Origin of the sequence: Corynebacterium sp. HMSC059E07, assembly GCF_001814395.1 — a bacterium.
Classification (GTDB): Bacteria; Actinomycetota; Actinomycetes; order Mycobacteriales; family Mycobacteriaceae; genus Corynebacterium; species Corynebacterium hesseae.
The window spans coordinates 43,790-63,880 of sequence record NZ_KV816335.1 but is presented as its reverse complement, the minus strand read 5'-3'; the positions used below and the strand labels follow the sequence as shown (position 1 = coordinate 63,880).

The following is a 20,091-nucleotide window of genomic DNA, read 5'->3' as shown; positions in this document are numbered from 1 at the left end:
AGCTCATCGGGTGAGCCAGGAATGTTTTCCACCAACGCAATCCCCGAATTGCGAAGGCGGATGTAGATTTCAATATCCCCCATGGCCACAGAGACTAAAACAGCACCGTGGGCCCCGCAACCGGAGGGACAAAATTCCTGGTTAATGGGGCTGGTACGAGAAAAGCCCCTAGATTGAGTTGGTTGGTTCGCATACCAATTGAACTCGCCATACGCTGCTGCCCAACCTTTCTCCTCTCGGTAAAGCCGGTCGAAACGAGATCCTCCTGAGACCATTTCGCACAGCCTCGCAGTAGGTTCGCTATCGGGGATAGCGGGCATGGGTAGCCCATCAGCTTGAATCCAAACCGACCTGACAGCACAGCAGTTTCCGGTATGCTCGGCGCACATGCTCGGAAAGGATGACACCATGAAGATGGCCCCGCGCCACCGTCAGCAATTGCCACCGCTTCCGATGGTCTCGGCCAAGCTCGGGGAGCGGTTGGCCAGCCACGTGTTCGTGGAGGAAGGCCGGGAGCTGCTTCCGGAGTTGCAGGCCTTCCGCCGCGATATGCACCAGAACCCGGAGGTGGGGCTGCATCTGCCGCGCACCCAGGAGAAGGTGCTCGAAGCCCTTAAAGGCCTACCGCTGGAGATTCATCTGGGCCGTGACCTCAGCTCGGTCGTCGCGGTGCTGCGCGGCGGCAAGCGCGGCGAGCGCCCCGTGTCGGTGCTGCTTCGCGCGGATATGGACGCCCTTCCGGTGCGTGAGCAAACGGGCAGCCCGTTTGCCTCGACGAATAGCAACATGCATGCCTGTGGCCACGATCTGCACACGGCGGGGCTTATCGGTGCGGTGAAGATGCTGTGCCGCCACCGCGAGGAGCTGTTGGGCGATGTCATCTTCATGTTCCAGCCAGGCGAGGAAGGCCCGGGCGGCGCGCAGCCGATGATCGATGAGGGCGTGCTCGACGCCGCCGGCCGCCGCCCCATTGCCGCCTACGGTTTGCACGTCGGCCCGCAGGATCGGGGCACTTTCCACCACATCGCGGGCCCGATGATGGCTTCTTCTTCTAACTTGGGCATCACCGTCTACGGCAAGGGTGGGCATGGCTCGCGCCCGCACGATGCTATCGATCCCGTTGCGGCCCTCGCGGAGATCCAGATGGCGCTGCAAGTGGCGCTGACCCGGCGCTTCGATGCGAACTCGCCGATTGTCATCACGGTGACCAACCTGCGCGCGGGCGACGGCGCGGTCAACGTCATCCCGGACAAGGCGGAGCTGGGCGCGACGGTGCGCGTGCTTCGCGACGAACACATCGACGCAGTCCGCCAAATGATCATCGAGGTCTCAAGCTCCGTGGCGGCTTCCCATCGTTGTACCGCGAAGGTGGACTTCGAGGTCCTGTACTCGGCCACCAAGACCTCACCGCGCGAGGACCAGTTCGCGGCGTCGTTGTGGGCCGGGATGTTCGGCGCGGAAAACGTGCTGACCATGGACACCCCGATGATGGCCTCGGAAGACTTCGGCGCGGTGTTATCCCAGGTTCCGGGCACCTTCATGTGGTTCGGTACGGGGGATCCGCATACCCCGGAGCACATGCGCGAGTGGAACCACTCGCCGCAGGTGCGCTTCGATGATTCCGTCCTGGGAGACCAAGCCGCAGCCCTGGCGGCGGTGGCCTTTGAGCGCCTCGCCGCCGAGGACGCCCACCCCTCGCCGGCCACGAAGGCTATGCGTGCGCCGGTGCAGGGGACGGGGTCGGATGCGCAGCCGCCTTCTTCCGCAGCGCAATAGTGCCCCAGATGGTGGCTACCCACTCGGCGAGCACGACGACCATGCCGGCGAGGAGGGGCCAGATGGCGTCGTCGAGCGCAGTGCTTAACGACGGGAAGAGATTCTTCGTGGCGTGCACCGCGATGGCGATAATGAGCCAGCGCACCGGCTGCTTCTGGGATAGGCCATAGGCGCTAAGCCCAGCGAACAGCGAGTGGGAGAGCGGGTTGGACCCCAAGCGGATGACCACCGCCCCGATTGCGCCAGCGGTATCCGAATCGAGGTTATCCGCCGTCATGCGCGCGAAGGCGGTGGCGTCCTCACCTACAGTGAAGCCGATACCCACGGCCACGCCCACGAAGACGTAGTCGAGCCAGCTGCGGGGCCGGATGACGCACGTACAGATGAGCAGCACGCCGAGGAACTTCAGCACCTCCTCGATGAGCGGCGCATACCCCGCAGCGCCCAGCCAGTCCAGGCCCGCGCGGGCGAGGAGGTGGGACATGTTCGTGTTGAGCTCCACCGCGAGCCCGGAAACCGCGAACCCCCACACCACGCCGTGCGCAATTCCCGGCCGGCGGCGCAGGAAGAACAGCGCGAGGGAGACGAGTACGGCGGCGAAGACCACGGCGGCCAGAGCACTTGCGGGCAGGAAGGGCTCGCCCGCGTAGTGGAAGGCGGTGACGGCCAGCGCGCCGAGGGTCAGCAGGTAGTACAGGTACTTCATGCGTCCTCCGGCTGCACGCGGTCGGCGAAGTCACGTGCCTTCGGTCCGTAGATGTGGAGGAAGGAGACGGTGTTGTTGTGCGGGTCAGCCAGCGTGATGCCGTCGCCGTCCTCGACGCGGTAGAGCTCGGCAGCCTGGGTGGTGATGGGGGCGTCGGTCAGCGCGCTGGTCCCGTTGAAGGAGCGGTGCTGGCGCGGCAGGTACGTCTCGACCTCGCGGGAGGAGCTGCCTTCCTCAGAAATGATGGTCGCGCTCCCGCAGTTCCAGGTCTGCGAGGAGGCGTACGGATCCTCCGGGCACTCCAGTCCCGGGATGCCGCGCACGGGGGTGGTGTCGGGAGTGGGGTCGGGGAGGAGGGCGTCGGCAAGCGGTACTGCGGCGAGGACGCCGATGCAGGAATAAATCAGTGTGTTTCTCATGCTTTTGACCCTAAGAGCTGCGGTTTGACCCCGGTATCCTCCGCAGGGAGGATTTTGCGGAGCTTTACGATGCTGACAATCGTGGTGACCCACAGGCAGATGAGGATGAGGAAGGTGGGGAAGATGGGCCATAGGGCGTCGTCAAACGCGGTAGAGATAGACGGGCCGAAATTAGCCGTGAAGTGCACCGCCATGGCGATGAGCAACCAGCGCACCGGTTGCCGGCGGGAGAGCCCGTAAGCCGCGATTGCGGTGAAGAAGGAATGCATGAGCGGGTTCGCGATGAATCGGGCAAGGAGCCCCAGAAGCGTTCCCTTGAGATCAGAATCGAGGTTCTCCAGTGTCATGTTGGCGTAGTAGATGGCGTTCTCGGTCACGCTAAAGCCCATGCCCACGGCCACGCCGACGAAGACGTAGTCCGCCCAGTGGCGGGGCCGGATGACGCAGGTGCAGATGAAGACGACGCCGAGGAATTTAAGGACTTCCTCGTTAAGCGGGGCGATTCCAGCGATGACCAGCCAGTCCGGGACCGTACGGATGAGGAGGTGGTTCATGTGCTCGTTGAGCTGGCCGGCGACAGTGGAGACCGCAATACCCCACACCACCCCGTGCGCAATGCCGGGGTGCTTGCGCAGAATCAGCAGCGTGAGGCCTAGTGCAACAGCGGCGTAGGCCACCGCGGCGAGCGCACTTGTGGGCACGAAAGCGCCGTGGGAGAAATCATAAGCGACGTACACCAGCCCGGCGGCGGTGAGCAGTTCGTACAAAGTCTGTGTTCTTCTCATGCGGTTTAGGCTATGAACCGCGCCTGGGGTGCCGGTATCCTCCGCAGGGAGGATTTTCCGGAACGCAGGGAGAACTATCGTGGCAACCATGACGAGAAAGACGCGACCACTGTGGATCACGGTGCTGCTCATTCTGCTCTGCGTGGTGGCGGATTTGGCGGCATGGATCCCCCATATCGAAAACTTCGAGGGGACGGATCAGGAAGCCCTTGTTTTGGGCTTGATGGGTCTATTTAGCTTCGCCACGTGGATTCTGCTGCCCTTCGCCCTGCACCACTCACGGCGGGAGCGCAACATCCACGAGGAGTACCCCGGCCACCCGGTGGTGCTGATTGCGGCTCTGCTCGTCCTGGTACTAGGCGGGTTTCGCCCACTGTCGCTGTCAGTGCTGGTGGTGTTGATTTCAATCATCTCGCGCGGCCGATTGCGGTGGTCCCTGGCGGGGACGGCGGTCTTCGTGGCCTCGTGTGTGACCATTATCTCTGTGCCTTACATTCGGATGAACATCTTCGATCCCTTTGGTTACGTGTTCTATGGAAGCCTCTTTCTCATCGTTGCTTGGATTACGGGCTCGGTGCGCGCGCAGCGCCGCCAGCGCGAGGTCACGCTGGTGAGCCTGGCGGAGCTCAACGAGGATCAGCTGCGCTCGCGCGAGGAGCGCGCCCGCCTGGAGGAACGCAACCGCATTGCCCGCGATATCCACGATTCCCTTTCGCACCGGCTCAGCCTTATTTCCGTGTACGCGGGAGGCTTGAGCTACCGCAAGGACGCCGACCCGGAGCGGGTCGCCGAGGCGGCAGACACCATCCAGACGGAGGCCAAGGCCGCCGTGGAGGACCTGCGCGGGGTGATCAAGGCGCTGCGCGTGGATGACCGGGTGGATCCGCGCGCGAGCATCGAGGAGCACATCGGGCGCGCACGCGCGGCGGGGACGAAGGTGCGCTACGTCAAGGGAGACGTCGATAAGCTGAGCACGCTTGCTGCCCACACGCTGGGCCGCGCCGTGCAGGAGGGGCTGACCAACGCGCGCAAGTACGCGCCGGGGAAGAAGGTGACGCTCACCGTGGAGAACGAGGAGGATAAGGTGCGGGTGACCATGCAGAACAAGAAAGTAGCGGAGCAGCCAGAGTCCGGTGGCGGCAACGGCCTGCTGGGTCTGGAGGAACGCGCCCGGCTGGCGGGAGGCACCTTCACAGTGCTTGACGACGCCTCCACCTTCACCTGGGTCCTCGAACTCCCTGAGGAGGCACGCGCGTAATGATTTCAGTGGTATTAGTCGATGACGAGCAGGCGCTGCGCCGCGGCATTCGGTTCATCCTGGAGGGCGCCGCAGACATCGAGGTGGTGGCCGAGGCCAGCAATGGGCGCGATGGCGTGGCCCGCGTGCTGGACCTGCAACCGGACGTCGTCCTCATGGACATCCGCATGCCCGTCATGGATGGCATCGAGGCGGCCGGGAAACTGCGCGCGAGCGCGCCGGATATCCCGGTGGTCATGCTCACCGCCTTCGATACGGATGAGTTCATCGTGGATGCGCTGCACGCCGGCGCGATGGGCTTCCTGCTCAAGACCATCGAGCCGGAGGGCCTGGTCTCGGCGGTGCGGGCCGCCGCCACGGGGCAGCAGCTGCTGAGCCCGAAGGCCCTGAAGAACCTGTTGGCGCTCAAGCACCCCGAGCCCGCGCCGGCAGAGACAAAGGCGCCTGGGCCCCGCCCGCTGGAGGGCTTAAGCCAGCGCGAAAACGAGGTGGCGCAGCTGGTGGCCCAGGGCCTGGACAACCAGGAAATCGCGGGGCAGCTCTACGTTTCCGTGACCACAGTGAAAACCCACATCAAGCACATCCTGGACAAGCTGGGCGGCACCAACCGCGTACACATCGCGATTGCGGTGTTGGAAGCGCGCTAGCGCCGGCGGATAAACGCGGAGGCGAGGCCGAGCAGCGCGATGACGATCACGATGATGGACGCCGCCGGCCAGTACTGGGGGTAGTACTTCAGCGCGTAGCCGAAGACCTGGCTGTCGTTGAACTGGCGGGCAAGTGCAATGGGCATCCACCACAACTTTGTGAGAGTGAGGACCGCGTCGAGCAGGCCAGCGATGATGCGGCGACTGCCGCGCAGAAAGAAGCTGGCTGCCACGAGGAGCATGCCGGCGATGGTGAGAGCGAATAGCAGGGGAGTTACCGCAGCGAATGGGGAGCCGTTGATGAGGAACTCGTGGTCAATTTCGTGCTGCTCGATGAGGGTATAGCCCTCAAGGACGACGTCGTCCGGTATTCCCATTTACTTCTCCTTCTGCTCAGTGTTCGGGTCGTAGCCGTCGGCCCAGGTATCGGTGTCGAAGTCGTAGTCTACGTTCTCGCCCTTTTCATCGGTGCGCTGGTACCAGTCCGTGTAGCGGTGGGCGGAGGAGTCGAAGTCGGAGCCTGCACCGCGGCCTTCGTCGGCATGCTCGACGGTGAGCTCGAAGTCATCGCCGTGCTCCTCGATGCCGCGCACGACGGCGTTTTCCACCGCGGCGCGCGCGTAGGCGCGGCGGATGAACATCGGGTCGGAGCGCAGGTCCTTGATGAAGGCCACCATCATGAACAGCAGCACCAGACAGAATGGGAGCGCCGAGAGGATGGTGAGGTTCTGCAGGCCGGTGAGCACGTCCTCGCCGCCGGTGAGCAGCATGACGATGGCGATGCCCATCATGCACAGTCCCCAGAAGATGACGATGAACTTGTTCGGCGCGGGATTGCCCTTGGAAGACATGGTTCCCATGATGACCGATGCGGAATCGGCAGACGTGATGAAGAAGACCGCCAGCACCACGATCAGAACAAATGGTGTGATGCTGCTCAGCGGCAGGTGGTCAAACATGGCGAAGAGAACCTGCTCGCCGGAGGCAGAGCCATCAAAGTTCGGTAGTTCCTCGCGCTGGAAGGTGATGGCCGTGCCGCCGAAGATGGTGAAGGCCAAAATGAGGATGAGGGAGGGCGCGAAGACGGTGACGGCGGTGAATTCGCGCAGCGTGCGGCCACGGGAAATGCGGGCGACGAACATGCCGACGAAGGGCGTCCACGCGATCCACCACGCCCAGTAGAAGGCGGTCCAGTAGGACTGGAATTCGATGGTTTCATCGCCCCAGGACAGGCCCTTGGCCATCATGGGCAAAAGCTGGTCGATGTAGGTGACGATGCCGGAGGGCACGAGGTTGAGCAAAAGCAAGGTCGGGCCGGTGAAGAAAACAAAGATGACCAGGCCGAGCGTGAGTGTGATGTTGAAGTTGGACAGGTAGCGCACGCCGCGGGAAACACCAGAGACCGCAGAGATGATGAACCCGCACCCCAGTACGGCGATGATCGCGATGAGCACAGCATTGGTCAACGGACCTGCGCCGCGGATGATGGACACTCCTTGGCCAATCTGGATGGCGGAAAGCCCCAGCGTGGCGGCGGTGCCGAAGAGTGTGGCGACGAGTGCGAGGATGTCGATAAGCTTGCCCAGCGGCCCATCGGTATCGCGGGAGCCAAACAGGGGCTTGAAAATCGAGGACACCAGCGGAACGCGGCCGCGGCGGTAGGAAGAGTAGGCGATCGCGCCGCCGACGAGGGCATAGGCCGCCCAGGGCGAGACACCCCAGTGGTAGTGCGCCTGGGCCATTGCTTGGTGGAGGGCTTCGACGCTGTTGCCGTCGACAGTGTGGGGAGGCGGGGTGATGTAGTGCGACAGCGGCTCCGAAGGACCGTAGAAGAAGATGCCAACGCCGATGCCGGCACCGAACATCATGGCCACCCAGCTGAACCAGCCGAACTCGGGTTCCTCGTCATCCGTGCCGAGCTTGATGCGGCCCAGGAAAAGGCCGCGGAGGAGGCGGCGGAGACGGACTCCGGTGAGGTGATGCCCCAGATGATGAAGGCTACGACGAACGTAGCCGTGCTGAAGAAGGTGACCTTGTCCAGCGTGAAAGCGTTGCGTTGGTCTTCTACACCGATTCCGGGAACCAAGCCCGGGTGCATGTTGTGGGGGTAGAGGCCAACGGGTGGACCGGTAGATTTTCGAGTGTTCACGTCAACCATTATCGCAGGTGCGCGAAATGACAGCGTTGTGAGCTAGGATGAAGGCACTTATTTCTGCGTCGATTGGAATGCCATGCCGCTGCCTAATTTTGATGAGAATGTCCGTGAGCTGGAGGAAGCCTTTGCCCTCTTCGAGCTCGTGGAGGAACACGTCCTCGACCCGAACCTGTTGTTCACGGTGAAATAATCCGCCTCTTCTGTGCGCACGCGAGTACTCCGCGGCGGGTGCGCACTATGAGGTCAGGACCGCATTTCCGCCGCGGTGATCTTCTCAATGAGCGTGTCGAGCTCCGCGCGGCTGGGCTGTGAGAGCGGGTTGACCACGCAGAAGTCGAGGAGGAAGTAACCGGCGGTCTGCAGAGCCGTGTGGCGCTGCCAGAACTGGCTGATATCGGAGTGGTTGGTGGCCAGCGACTGGATGCTGCGCCGCTCCGAGAGCAGCTCGTAGTGCAGGTCGCGGCGCTGCGCCAGCGCCTCCTCCGGGGTCTTGATAAGCAGGGAGCCGAGCAAGGCTGCCATCGCCTCGAAGCAGCGCGTTTGCAGGCGGTAGTGGTTCGTCATCTGGGCCCGCGGTTTCCACAGCCACAGGAAGAGCATCGCCACGACCACGGAGAGCCCAATCTCCGCCATGCGCGAGCCGATGGTGTGGGCCAAATGCTCCGAGGAATTGCCCATCAGTAGCGCCAGTGGGGTGGAGAAGATAACGCATAGCGCGTAGTTCTTCACCACCAGAATCTCCGCGCAGAACTGGCAGAAGGCCAACGCGAGCACCAGCCCCCAGCCGTGCGGGCTCAAGGACGCAATGAGAGCGAAGAGGCACACGCCCAAGACCGATCCCAGCATGCGCTGCACGCCGCGAATCGTCCCCGGCACCCGGTCGGGCCCCCACTGCAAGACCAGGAGCACCGACACCGCGCCCCAGTCCGGGCGGTTAAGCCCCAGCGCCAAGCCAATGAACGCGGTGACCAGGCCGCCGAGCGCGATTTTCTCCGCCGTCACCACCGCGTGGGAATTGCCTACCGCAGCGCGGTAGAAGCGGTAGCGCATCGTCGGCTTGGTGTGCGGGATGGCGGTGCGGTCAGGGTCGACGTAGGTGGGGGAATCAGAGAGTTGATCCGAGTTGCCGCCCACCTGTTTGTGGTGCGCCACGATACGCTGTTGCGCGGCCAGCGCGCGGTGGACCAGCTCCGCCTGGGCGGGGCGGCGGATGCGGCGGCCGCGGATGACGCCGGCGTCGGCAAGCGCTTGCCAGGCGGTGGAGATAGCGGATTGCGCCTGGTGGTGGCGGGCCAAGAAATCGGTGTCCGAGTGAAGGAAGGCATCGGCGGCCTTCTCTAGCGCGGCTACCGCGCGCGTTTCCGGGCCGTGCGGATCCCTAAAGCGCGGCACCATGCCCAGCACGTAGCCTGCCGCCACGCCGGCCAGGCTCCACGCGGCCACCTCCCACGGGGAGACCCCGCGCAGCATGGTGGAACCACCGGCCACCATCACGATGAAGAAGGAACCCGGCGGCGGCAGCCGCAGCGCATTCTGCACGAACGCGCCGGTCGTCGCCAGTGCCACCGTAAACACCGCGGACAGCGCCAGGCCATGCACGCCGACCAGGGAACCGGCCGTAGCCGCGAGTGTTAGCAGCGCGCCGGCGGTCAGGATCACGCGGCGCCGCGTGCGGTAGGGGTGCCCCTCGCCGTAGATGACGGAGAAGGCGCCGGCAGAAATGAGCAGCACCGCATCCGGGTGGCCCGTTAAAACAGCAATCCCGCCCGGGATGATGATCGCCAATGCCGCGCGCAGGGCACCGGGCCAACGGCGCGCGGAGGTGTTGAAGGCGGTAAAGAGCTGAAGGGCGTTAGGGCGTTGCGGCAGTGGGTGTTCCATATCGGGAGAACACCTTACTCGCTTCGCCGCGCTCGACCAGCCGGCCGTCCTGCAAGACCGCCACCGTGGGGCACAAGTGACGCACGACGTCGATGTCGTGGGAGACAAACACCAGCGTCATGTCCTTGGTCACGCGCTGCAGTAGCTCCAGGACCTGGGCCCGCGATGTCGCATCCAGCGCCGAGACGGCCTCATCCGCCAGCAGAATATCCGGCTTACCCACCACGGCGCGCGCCAGCGAGATGCGTTGGCGCTGCCCGCCGGAGAAGTCCCGCGGATAGCGCTCGAAGCCTTCGATGCCGACCTCCCGCAGCACGGCCTCGGCCTCCTCGCGGGTCCCGCCGCCCTCGGCCACGATCTTCCAAATAGGCATGCGCGGGTTGAGCGAGGCTTTGGGGTCTTGGAAGACCATGTGCACGCGCTTGGCGACGTCCACCGTTCCCGAGGTCGGCTCCGCCAAACCGGTGAGCAGCTTGAGCAGCGTGGATTTGCCGGAGCCGGAGCCGCCGACGATGCCGAGGCGCTCGCCCTCGCGGACGGTGAGGGAGACGTCGTCCAGCGCGGTCACCCCGCGGTAAGTCTTGGTCACGTTCTTGAGCGTGATGACGGGCTCGCCCAAGGTAGGTACGGGTGGTGGGGTGAGATCGGGCGTGGTGAGCTCGCCGATGCGCACGACGCGGTCGCACACGCGCTTGACGACATCCTGGTCATGGCTAATAAACAGCAGCGCGGTGTCCTCGTTATCGGCGGCATCCACGATGGCGGTCAGGATTTCTTCCTGGGTGAAGGGATCCAGTGCGGTAGTCGGCTCATCGCAGATGAGGAGCTTGGGGCGGCGGGCCATGGCCATCTCGATGAGTGCGCGCTGGCGCTGCCCGCCGGAGAGCTGGTGCGGGAAGCGGTTGAAGCCGGGCACCTTCATCAGCGGGTCGAGCGCGGTCATGGGTTCTTGAAAGACCATGGCCAGCGGCAGCGTGCGCAGATCGCGGTCGCGCATGCCCAGCAGCTCCTGGCCGTTGAACTGGATGGATCCGGTGGCTTGCAGGTGATCGGGCAACAGCCCCATGATGGCCAGGGCGGTCAGGGACTTGCCGCTGCCGGAATCCCCGACGAGGCCGACGCGCTCGCCGGGTGCGATGGAAAAGGAGAGGGGGCCGACGGGGCCCACGCGCAGATCAGTGACGGTCAGCATGGCTTCCTAGAAGGTTGAATCCGAGGACGGTGCCGGCGATGGCCAGCCCGGGCCACAGCGCCTGGAGGGGGTGGGTGGCCAGGAGGGGCTGGGCGTCGTGAAGCATGCGGCCCCACGAGGCGGTCGGCGGGGCAGTGCCCAGGCCGAGGTAGGAGAGACCGGCTTCGGCGAGGACGGCCAGCGCAAAGTAGACGGAGGCTTGGATGGCCACGATGCCGCCGAGGTTCGGCAGGACGTGGCGCCACGCGATGAGCGCCGGCGGCACGCGCGAGATGTGCGCGGCGGCGATATAGTCCTGCGTCATGATCTGCAGCGTGCCCGAGCGCGTGACCCGGATGAAGGAGGGGATGCCGGCGATGCCGATGGCGATGGTGGCCGTGAGCGTCGAGGAGCCCCACACCGCGCCGGCGACGATGGCCAGCAACAGCGCCGGGAAGGCGAGCAGCAGGTCGGTGGCCGCCATGATGAAACCGCCGCCGCGCATCCCGGCGACGATGCCGAGCGGTACGCCGATGAGTGCGGCGATGGCCACCGCCACGACGCCCACCAGCACGGTGATCTGGGCGCCGGCGAGGATGCGGGAGAAGGTATCGCGCCCGAAGCGGTCGGTGCCCATGAGGTGCTCCAGGCTGGGGCCGGCCAGGCGGTCGGGGGAGATGAGGTTGGGGTCATAGGGCGTCCACACCAGGGAGACCAGCGCAAGCAGGATGGTCAGGCCCACCAGGATATAGCCGGGTTTCATCGCGCCTCCTTCAGCCGCGGGTCGATGACCCGGTAGGCCAGGTCCGTGAGCAGGTTGACGGTCAGGGTGAAGGTCACGAAGACCATGATGAGGGTCTGGACGGTGGTGAGGTCGCGGGTGGAGACGGCGTCGAGAAGCAGCGAGCCCAAGCCGGGGATGACGAAGACGTTCTCGATGACCACCGCGCCCACCACCAGGGTGCTCAGCTGCACGCCGGTGACGGTGAGCACCGGCAGGGCGGCGTTGCGCAGGCCGTGGCGGATGAGCGCCCCGGTGCGGGATTCACCCAGGGAGCGGGCGGTGCGGATGTAGTCCTTGTCCATCTCCTCGCGGAGGGTGGCGCGCACGTAGCGGGTGAGCATCGCGCCCTGCACCAGTGCCAGCGAGATAACCGGCAGGACAAGGTGGCTGAGGCCCTCGCGCGGCAGCTGCCAGCCATTCGCCGGCAGCCATCCCAGGTGCACGGAGAACACGGCGACGAGCAAAATACCGACGAGGAAGCTCGGCACCGCAATACCCAGCTGCGTGGCCGCGTTGAGCACGGGGAGCCTAAAGCGGGCCAGCAGGATGCCCATGGGGATAGCCCCGGCTAGTGCGAGGGCGATGGCCAGCCCGATGAGCAACAGCGTGACCTGCGCGCGGTCAACCACGAGCGGGGTGATGTCCTGCTGCGAGGACAGCGAGACGCCGAAGTTGCCGGTCAACAGCCCTTTCATCCACTCCAGGTATTGCACGAGAAGCGGGCGGTCTAGGCCCATGGCGTGGGTCAGCTCCGCCACGGATTCATCGGTGGCGTTGACGCCCAAGGCCACGCGCGCCGGGTTGCCGGGCACGGCCCGCATGAGCAGGAAGATGATGATGGAGGCGGCCCACATCGTGCCGAGGAAGCGCAGGATTCTCATTGCACACCTTTAAGCTCGATGGCATCGGTGATCTGGTTAGGCTGTAGGCCGGTCAGGCCCTCGCGGTAGAGCACGATATTGGGCATGTTCATTAAGGTCAGGGCGGGCATATCTTCCATGATCTGGTCGACCGCCCCTTTCATGTCATCCTGCTTCAACAACGTGCGGGTCTGCGGCGAATCATAGCCGATGTAATAGTCCGGGTTGCCAAAGATGGTGGGGATATCGCGCGGTTCGACGTGCGCGACGAGCGACATCTGATAATCCTTGGCCCCCATCACCTGGCTCAGCCAGACGGCTGGGAACTCGGCGGTTTCCAGCGTGACCTCGAATCCCATCTCCGTCAGCTGCGAGTAGAGGAACTCGGAGAGCGTTTGCGTATAGGGCAGGCTTGGCACGGTGAGCGTGAGCGGCGTGCCCACGGCCCCGGCCTCCTCCATCAGCGCGCGGGCGCGCGCGGGGTCGTAAGGGTAGTAGTCCTTGGCGCTAAACCACGGGTCGGTCGGCGGCACCGGAGCGCCGCCGGTGTCTTTCGCGCGGCCCTCCCAGAGGATGTCGTTGGCGGCCTGGCGGTCGATTCCATAAGCCACGGCGCGGCGCACGCGGGGATCGTCGAAAGGCGCTGCCTGGTTATTCATGGACAGCAGCACCTCGCCGTTCGTGGTGCCCACGGCGGTTTCGATGGAGTCATCGAGGGTGTCGAGCAGCTCGGGGTTCTGCACGCCCCACACGGCGTCGACTCCGCCGGAGCGCAGGGCGTTGACCGCGGTGAGGGAATCCGGGAAGTAGCGGATGGTGATGTCTTCCTTCGCCGGGGTTCCCCAGTAGTCCGGGCGGGCGCGCAGCGCGATGTACTCGTTGGGGGAGAAGCCGGCGACAGCGAAGGGGCCGGTGCCCACAGCTTCAGTGGGCGTGCGCATGGCGCCGATGACGGTACCCATGGACCACAACCAGCCGGCGGAGGGGCGGGATAGCTCGACGACGAGCGTGTGATCATCCACCGCCGTGGCGGATTCCACCACGTCCATCTGCTTCTTGAGCCCGTTGGTCCACTCCGTTTTCACCGCGTTGATGGACCACGCGGCGGTGTGCGCGGTGAAGGCCTCGCCGTTGGAGAAGGAGGCCTCGCGCAGGTGGAAGGTGTAGCGCGTGGAGTCCACCTCCCAGGACTCGGCCAGTCCCGGTTCGATGTCGCCTTGCGCGGAGATACGCACGAGGGTTTCGTAAACGTTGCTCATGAGCGCGGCCGGGATGGCGGCGCCGCCGACGGTGGTGAAATCCAGGGACGTCGCGGGCGTCGTCGTGGCCAGCGTCAGCGCGGAGGAATCAGAATCAACAAGCGCCGTGGAACCGGCGGAGCAGGCGCTGAGCGACGCCCCCAGCACCACCCCCAGCGCACCTAACCAGGCCTTCATCCTTCGGACAACTTGACCTCGAGCGGGGAGGTGGTGCCGCGCACACTCGTCATGCCAAGTGTGAGGCGGTCCCCGAGGTACAGGATTTCGGTGCACTCGACGGGATGCCCGGAGTGATCCGAGATGTCCAAGTGCAGGCGCCACAGCGGGGTGGCGGGCTCGACGTTGAGGGAGCGCGCATCCTCCTCACTGGCGGAAGCCAGCGAGAGCTCGCGGTTGACGTTGTCGAATTCCACGCCTTGCTTGCGCAGGTGATCGTGGATGGACTCATTATCGGCATCGAAGTTGAGGATGTGGCTGCCCACGTCGACTGGGAAGAACATGCGCTCGATGGCGATCGGCATGCCATTGGCGCTGCGCACGCGGTGCACAAAGATAACCGGGGAGCCGGGCTCTACCCGCAGGAACTCGGCCTCCCTTTCGGTAGCGGGGCAGCGGCCCAGCCACAGGGTGGAGGCGCCGGGCTCGAATCCGCGCTCGCGCAGCCAGTGTGTTACGGAGTAGATGGAGTCGAAGGACTCCGAGGTGAAACGGCCGAGAACGACAGAGCGGCGGCCGCGGCCGGAGGAAATGAGGCCTTCCGAGCGCAGCGCCGCGACGGCCTGGCGCACGGGACCGCGGGATGAGGAGAATTGCTCGCACAGCTCGGCCTCGCTGGGCAGAAAATCACCGGGAGAAAGCTTCTTGCTGCGGATGAGATTGCGCAGATAGTCAGCGATAATACTGTGCTGCTGTGTACCGCGAAGGGCCACGGTGATGCTCCTCTATGTAGAAAACGCTGTGATGGGTAGTGATGTGTTGAAGCGCGGATGCGCGAGGGCGCGTCCGCCTACAGCTGCCACGCTTGAGCCAGGTTAACCATGTTACCCAAGGCGGCCTCGTGGCTTGTGGATTGCAGGGAGATCATGAGTTCATCCGCCTGGGCCAGATTTTGGAATTCCGTGAGGTAGTCGCGCACGTGCTCGATACTGCCCACGGCGGAGTACTTCAGCATGCCGATGATTTGCTGGCCCTGCGGGGAATCGATGATGCGGGCAACGTCGGCGTCGCTGAGCTGCTTGCCACGACCTGCAAAGGCCTTGACGCGGCGGAAGCAGACCTTTTCAAATTCCTCGTCGGCGTCATCACCCGCGGTGACGTTGACACCCGCGATGACATAGGGCTCCGGGTGGGCTTCGGAAGGCTGGTAATTCTCGCGATAGTAGGCCGTGGCGGCCTCGAGGTGTTGCGGGGCAAAGTGCGAGGCGAAGGCATAGGGAAGCCCGTACTTGGCGGCGAGCGAGGCGCCGAACAGCGAGGATCCCAGGATGTAGATGGGGACGTTGGTGCCATGGCCGGGGATGGCCTTCACTCCGGGGATGAGGGACTTTCCGGAGAGGTAGCCCTGTAGCTCCTTGACGTCCTCGGGGAAGCGTTCGGCGGCGTGGCCATCGCGGCGCAGGGCGCGGCCTAAGGTCTGCATGTCGGTGCCGGGGGCGCGGCCCAGGCCAAGGTCGACGCGGCCGGGGTAGAGCTCGGCGAGGGTGCCGAATTGTTCGGCGATGACATAGGGCGCGTGGTTCGGCAGCATGACGCCGCCGGAGCCCAAGCGGATGCGCTCGGTCTTCGCGCCGATGTGTGCGATGAGTACTGCCGGGGAGGAGGAAGAAATGGAGGGCATGTTGTGGTGCTCGGTGTACCACATGCGCTTAAACCCCAATGCCTCCGCGCGTTGCGCCAGCTCGACCGACCTGGCCATGGACTGGGAGGGAGATTCCCCCGGGTAGATGGTGCAGAAATCGAGGACGGACAAAGCGGCGCGGGACGTCATGAGCTACTCACTTTTCTTCGACGAGCCTGTAGATACAACGTCGATGATAACGCCGATGGCAAATGCGAGGAGCGTGGGAACCACCCAGCCCAAACCAACGTCTTGGCCAGGGGCGAAATCAAGCGGCACACCGAAGGAGGTGGCGGCGGACCACAGCACGGAAACCCACAGCGCCAAGCGGAATCCCCAGTAGAAGGTGACCCACTTCTTGACCACCGGCTGCAGGAGGGTCAGCGCAATCAGCGAGATAGCCGGCGGGTACAAGAACACGATGAAGGGCACCGCGATGGCAAGCACCGTGTCAAGGCCCTGGAAAGCGAAGGCGATGGACAGCGCGGTAAACAGGCAGGCCCACAGGTGGTAGGTGGTCTTCGGCACAAGGAGGGCGAAGAACTCCGAGGTGGCGGAAATCAGGCCCACGGCGGTGGTCATGCACGCCAGGATGACGATGGCGGAGAAGACGGCCTGGCCGATGTTGCCCATGGTGAGATTGGAGGCGTCGGCAAGCAAGGCGGCGCCGGACTCATAGGAGGCACCGTTCGGCATGGTTTGGCCGATCCACGCCAGCCCCAGGTAGATGGCGGCGAGCAGGGCGCCGGCGATGACCGCGGAGAGAATGGTTCCGCGCAGCAGCTCACTGTTCTTGGAAAAACCCTTGGAGCGCAGGGAGGTCACGATGACGATGGAGAAAGCCAGGCCCGCGATGGCGTCCATGGTGTTATAGCCCTCAAAGAGGCCGGTAACGAAGGGTGCGGAGGCATACTCTTCAGTTGGGGTGCCGGGCATGCGGGGATTCGCCACGGTAGCGAGGGTGATGAGGACCGCGAGCAGGATGACCAGCGCCGGGGTGAGGAACTTGCCCAAGGTGTCGATGATGTCATTCGGGCGCCAGGCCAAAGCCAACGCGATAAGGAAGAAGACGACGTTGAAGGCGCCGTTGGCGAAGGTCCCCTCCCAGCCCAGCAGCGGGGTGATGGCGGTTTCCATGGACACCGCGCCGGTACGCGGCAGGGCGTAGAAGGCACCGATGGCCAGGTACGCAATGACGGAGAAGGCCACGCCGAAGATCTTGCCGCCGTGGTTTCCGATATCCCGCACGGACTGGCCGGAAATGGCCACCGCGACCACAGCCAAGACCGGCAGCGCCACGCCGGCGGCGAGGAAGCCCAAAGTGGCGGGCCAGAAGTTGGTGCCGGAGGAGACACCGACTTCCGGTGGGAAGATCAGGTTGCCCGCTCCAAAGAACATGGAGAAGAGCATGAGTGAGGCAACGATGATGATGCCGATGGGAGAACCCGTCTTCGAGGCGGACTGAGAGGGAGCCTGAGCGTCATTAATGGACATTTTTCTAAGAATAATGCCCATGACATGAGATGTAAACTCTAGCTGAAGGCCTTCTCTAGCCGATCCAGCGCTTCTTCGAGCAGTTCGCGGGAGGTGGCGAAGTTCAAACGCGCGTGGTGCTCGCCGCCCGTACCGAAGGTCACGCCCTCGTTGAGAGCTACCTTGGCGTGCTCGCGAACCCACGCTGCGGGCTTCGGGTCATCACCAATAGCGGTCCCGGAAAAGTCCAACCACAGCAGGTAGGTGGCCTGCGGGTGGGAAGTCTTTAGGCCCGGCACGCGCTTGGGCAGCTCCTCCACCAGCCAGTCGCGGGTCTTCTTTAAGTACGCAATCTCCTCGTCGAGGAACTCCCCGCCGTCGCGGTAGGCGGCCTCCGCCGCCAGAACGCCCAGCGTGCCGGTGCCGTCCTTGGCCACACCGGTCAGCGAATTCCAGCGCTCCACGTCCGCGGAGTTGGAGAAGATCACCTGTGCGCACTTGAGACCCGCGGTATTCCACGCCTTGGACGTGGCGGTGACGGTGATGACGCGGTCGGACAAAGCACCCAGCGGGATGTGGCGGCCCTCGTAGACCAGCGGGGCATGGATCTCATCGGAGAGGATACGGGCATCATACTTATCCGCCAGTTCCACGAGCCCCCGCAGCCAGTCCTCGTCGAAGACGATGCCCAGCGGGTTATAAGGGTGGGAGAGCAGGATAGAGCCGGCGCCAGCCTTAAAGGCACGCTCGATATCGTCTAGCTCCAGCGAGGTCTCTATCTTCTCGCGCCCCGCGGTCTCCGGCAGCTCCAACAGCGGCGGGTAAGACGGAACCGGTACGGCCACCGCGCCCTCAGTAAAGTACTGCACCCCGAGCAGCAGCCCGCGCACGACGTCCCCAATCCAGAAGACGTGTTCCGGGCGCCAGCCGTAGCGCGATTCATAGAAATCCGCCAGGGCCGCGTTGAGCTCGGAGGCCTTGGGGGCTGGGGTGTAGCCGAAGGATTCGGCGTCGACAGCCTCCTGTATTGCTTCCTTCACCGCGGGGGCGGTGAGGAAGTCCGATTCAGCGATCCACAGCGGAATGATGTCCTCGTCATAGACGGTCCACTTGCGGGTGCCGCGGGCACTAAGTTCTTTCAGGCTAGGGAAATGCATGCGCCCCACCTTACTCGTCGGTGGGCTGCACAAATCCGTATTTTTTCAGCCGCTGGCGGTCGGCGGCGGAGGCGGATTGGGTCAAACGCAGCAGCTCGGCGTAGATGCCGCCGGACTGCGCCAGCTCGGCCGGCGAACCAATTTCGGAGATGCGGCCGTGGTCGAGGGTGATGATGGTGTCCACGTCCGCGATGGTGGACAGGCGGTGCGCGATGATGAGCGTGGTGCGGTCCTTCATGAGCTCGTCCAGACCGGCCTGGACGGCGCGCTCGGCCTTGGTGTCCAGCGCCGAGGTGGCCTCGTCGAGCACGAGGATGGGGGCGTCCTTCAGCATGGCGCGCGCCACGGCCACGCGCTGCTTCTGCCCGCCGGAGAGCTTGAGGCCGCGCTCACCGATGACGGTGTCATAACCATCGGGGAATTCCTCGATGAAGTCGTGCGCATTGGCGCGCTTGGCGACGTCTAAGATCTCCTCCATCGTCGCCCCCGGCTTGCCATATGCGATGTTTTCCTTGATGGTGCCGGAAAAGAGATAGGACTCCTGGAAGACCACGCCGACTGAGGCGCGCAGGCGCTCGGCGGTAAGCTCCGCGGCGTCGTGTCCGAGCACCGTCAGCTTTCCCTCCGTGGGCTGGTACAGGCCCAGCAGCAGGTTGACCAAGGTGGACTTGCCGCCGCCGGATTCGCCGACAAGCGCGACCTTATGGCCCTCTTGGGCGGCGAAGGAAATATCGGCGACGACCGGCTTTTCCGACTCATAGGAGAAGGACACGTCCTCGAAGGCAAAGACCGGGCCTTGCGTTGGGCGCAGCGGCTCGGCCGGGGTGAGATCGAGCTCGGGGACGTCGGAGGCGTCAGCGGCGGCGACCAGCTGCGGGTTTACCGTCGGCTCCGGGGTCTCCTCCATGACCTTGAAATAGTCCTTGGAGCCGGCAATGGCGCGCTGGCTGACATCCACGATCCAGCTCATCATGAACACCGGCTGCTTGGCCATGTTCACCAGCTGCAGGAGCATGACCATGTCACCGATGGAGAAGTGGCCCTCCAAGGTGCGCCAGAAGATCAGGCCATAGATCCCTAAGAAGATCAGCGCCATGGCCGCGCCACGCGCGGTATCCATGGAATGCCACCAGTGCGATTGCGGCTTCGTCGTATCCACCACCGTGCGGTAGCGCGAACCGAAGGAGGCCAACTCGCGGGCCTCAGCGACGAAGGACTTGGTCACCTTCACCTGGCCGATGACCTCCGCGAAGCGCCCATTGGCCACGTCGATGTTTTCGTTCTTGATCCCCTCATACTTCTGCCAGCGCTCCGAGGTCAGCGCGGTGAGCCACATATAGATGGGGAAGAGCGCTGCCAGCAAGATGGCCAGCGGCCAGTAGTACACCGCGGTGATGACCAACACCGCCGCGGCCTGGATCAGCATGACGAAAAAGTTATTGGAGAAGGATTGCAGGAACTGCGTGATATTCGCAATCGAGCGGTCCAAACGCGCAATGATGGTGCCGGTGACCTGGTTGTCGTAATAGCCCTGCGGCACGGAGAGCAGCTTGGCAAAGTAGCGCGTGGACAGAATCTGGCGCAGGCGTGCCACCATGACGTCGCCGATATAGCCGCCGATGTTTTTCACCACGTTGCCCAGCGCATCCGCCACAAAGAGTGCAACGACCCACCAGAGGATGGTGCGCAGCGGGCCTCCTGCGACGACGGTGTCGGTGGCCTCGCGGAGGATGAAGGGAGTCAGCAGCGAGAGAATCGCGGTGACTGACGCGGTGATTAGGACGCCGAGATAGAACGGCCACAGCGCAGATGCGCTGCGGACGATGCGGAGAATAGAGTTCATCGTCGGCCGATGTTACGCCCTTAATAGGAATATCCAACCCGTCGACTAAGGTAAGGGAGAAACCGAAGTCGTGATGGAAA

General features: G+C 64.3%; 17 protein-coding genes and 2 pseudogenes. 3 read left to right on the top strand and 16 right to left on the bottom strand.

Annotation, left to right across the window (positions count from 1 at the left end):
- Positions 1-275 (bottom strand): annotated as a pseudogene (locus HMPREF2967_RS13485) (hypothetical protein); the annotation flags it as partial.
- Between the two features lie 133 nt (positions 276-408).
- Here HMPREF2967_RS13485 and HMPREF2967_RS11375 point away from each other — a divergent pair.
- Complete coding sequence (locus HMPREF2967_RS11375) at positions 409-1,776, top strand: M20 metallopeptidase family protein (protein WP_070686548.1); 1,368 nt, start codon at positions 409-411, stop codon at positions 1,774-1,776.
- On the opposite strand, the gene HMPREF2967_RS11370 is transcribed toward HMPREF2967_RS11375, so the two are convergent.
- The 3 genes from HMPREF2967_RS11370 to HMPREF2967_RS11360 are packed head-to-tail and all read right to left on the bottom strand — an operon-like array spanning position 1,712 to position 3,686.
- A complete protein-coding gene (locus HMPREF2967_RS11370; protein ID WP_070686546.1) occupies positions 1,712-2,482 on the bottom strand; it encodes a PrsW family glutamic-type intramembrane protease in 771 nt (256 codons plus the stop codon). The genes HMPREF2967_RS11375 and HMPREF2967_RS11370 overlap by 65 nt on opposite strands.
- Complete coding sequence (locus HMPREF2967_RS11365) at positions 2,479-2,901, bottom strand: hypothetical protein (RefSeq protein ID WP_070686544.1); 423 nt, start codon at positions 2,899-2,901, stop codon at positions 2,479-2,481. The genes HMPREF2967_RS11370 and HMPREF2967_RS11365 overlap by 4 nt, the downstream gene beginning before the upstream one ends.
- Positions 2,898-3,686, bottom strand: coding sequence for a PrsW family glutamic-type intramembrane protease (locus HMPREF2967_RS11360; protein WP_083312619.1), 789 nt, complete (start codon positions 3,684-3,686; stop codon positions 2,898-2,900). Before HMPREF2967_RS11360 ends, HMPREF2967_RS11365 begins: the two co-directional genes overlap by 4 nt.
- 88 nt (positions 3,687-3,774) lie before the next feature.
- Between HMPREF2967_RS11360 and HMPREF2967_RS11355 the strand changes: the two genes are divergently transcribed.
- Both HMPREF2967_RS11355 and HMPREF2967_RS11350 read left to right on the top strand, forming a co-directional pair.
- Entirely contained in the window at positions 3,775-4,944 is a 1,170-nt protein-coding gene (locus HMPREF2967_RS11355; protein ID WP_232770843.1) for a sensor histidine kinase, read from the top strand.
- Positions 4,944-5,591, top strand: a complete 648-nt coding sequence (locus HMPREF2967_RS11350; RefSeq protein WP_070686540.1) for a response regulator — start codon at positions 4,944-4,946, stop codon at positions 5,589-5,591. The genes HMPREF2967_RS11355 and HMPREF2967_RS11350 overlap by 1 nt, the downstream gene beginning before the upstream one ends.
- Here HMPREF2967_RS11350 and HMPREF2967_RS11345 read toward each other — a convergent pair.
- The 12 genes and pseudogenes from HMPREF2967_RS11345 to HMPREF2967_RS11290 all read right to left on the bottom strand — a co-directional run bounded on the left by HMPREF2967_RS11345 (position 5,588) and on the right by HMPREF2967_RS11290 (position 20,011).
- Positions 5,588-5,968, bottom strand: a complete 381-nt coding sequence (locus HMPREF2967_RS11345; protein ID WP_070686538.1) for a hypothetical protein — start codon at positions 5,966-5,968, stop codon at positions 5,588-5,590. The genes HMPREF2967_RS11350 and HMPREF2967_RS11345 overlap by 4 nt on opposite strands.
- Positions 5,969-7,749: pseudogene (locus HMPREF2967_RS11340) on the bottom strand (BCCT family transporter).
- Between the two features lie 240 nt (positions 7,750-7,989).
- A complete protein-coding gene (locus HMPREF2967_RS11335) occupies positions 7,990-9,627 on the bottom strand; it encodes an FUSC family protein (RefSeq protein WP_070686536.1) in 1,638 nt (545 codons plus the stop codon).
- Positions 9,599-10,819 (bottom strand): ABC transporter ATP-binding protein, encoded by a 1,221-nt coding sequence (locus HMPREF2967_RS11330; protein ID WP_070686534.1) that lies wholly within the window; start codon positions 10,817-10,819, stop codon positions 9,599-9,601. The genes HMPREF2967_RS11335 and HMPREF2967_RS11330 overlap by 29 nt, the downstream gene beginning before the upstream one ends.
- Entirely contained in the window at positions 10,803-11,561 is a 759-nt protein-coding gene (locus HMPREF2967_RS11325) for an ABC transporter permease (RefSeq protein WP_070686554.1), read from the bottom strand. Before HMPREF2967_RS11325 ends, HMPREF2967_RS11330 begins: the two co-directional genes overlap by 17 nt.
- Entirely contained in the window at positions 11,558-12,463 is a 906-nt protein-coding gene (locus HMPREF2967_RS11320; RefSeq protein ID WP_070564712.1) for an ABC transporter permease, read from the bottom strand. Before HMPREF2967_RS11320 ends, HMPREF2967_RS11325 begins: the two co-directional genes overlap by 4 nt.
- Positions 12,460-13,878 (bottom strand): ABC transporter substrate-binding protein, encoded by a 1,419-nt coding sequence (locus HMPREF2967_RS11315; protein ID WP_070561452.1) that lies wholly within the window; start codon positions 13,876-13,878, stop codon positions 12,460-12,462. The genes HMPREF2967_RS11320 and HMPREF2967_RS11315 overlap by 4 nt, the downstream gene beginning before the upstream one ends.
- Positions 13,875-14,630 (bottom strand): GntR family transcriptional regulator, encoded by a 756-nt coding sequence (locus HMPREF2967_RS11310; protein WP_070561454.1) that lies wholly within the window; start codon positions 14,628-14,630, stop codon positions 13,875-13,877. The genes HMPREF2967_RS11315 and HMPREF2967_RS11310 overlap by 4 nt, the downstream gene beginning before the upstream one ends.
- A gap of 77 nt (positions 14,631-14,707) precedes the next feature.
- Positions 14,708-15,688 (bottom strand): LLM class flavin-dependent oxidoreductase, encoded by a 981-nt coding sequence (locus HMPREF2967_RS11305; protein WP_070561456.1) that lies wholly within the window; start codon positions 15,686-15,688, stop codon positions 14,708-14,710.
- Positions 15,689-15,691: 3 nt separating this feature from the next.
- Positions 15,692-17,032: a branched-chain amino acid transport system II carrier protein gene (brnQ, locus tag HMPREF2967_RS11300; protein WP_070561458.1), complete on the bottom strand. Its 1,341-nt coding sequence runs from the start codon at positions 17,030-17,032 to the stop codon at positions 15,692-15,694.
- A gap of 38 nt (positions 17,033-17,070) precedes the next feature.
- Positions 17,071-18,168 carry a MalY/PatB family protein gene (locus HMPREF2967_RS11295; RefSeq protein ID WP_070597419.1) on the bottom strand — a complete coding sequence of 366 codons (1,098 nt, stop codon included), beginning with the start codon at positions 18,166-18,168 and terminating at the stop codon, positions 17,071-17,073.
- A gap of 10 nt (positions 18,169-18,178) precedes the next feature.
- Positions 18,179-20,011 (bottom strand): ABC transporter ATP-binding protein, encoded by a 1,833-nt coding sequence (locus HMPREF2967_RS11290; RefSeq protein ID WP_070686532.1) that lies wholly within the window; start codon positions 20,009-20,011, stop codon positions 18,179-18,181.
- Positions 20,012-20,091 lie beyond the last annotated feature (80 nt).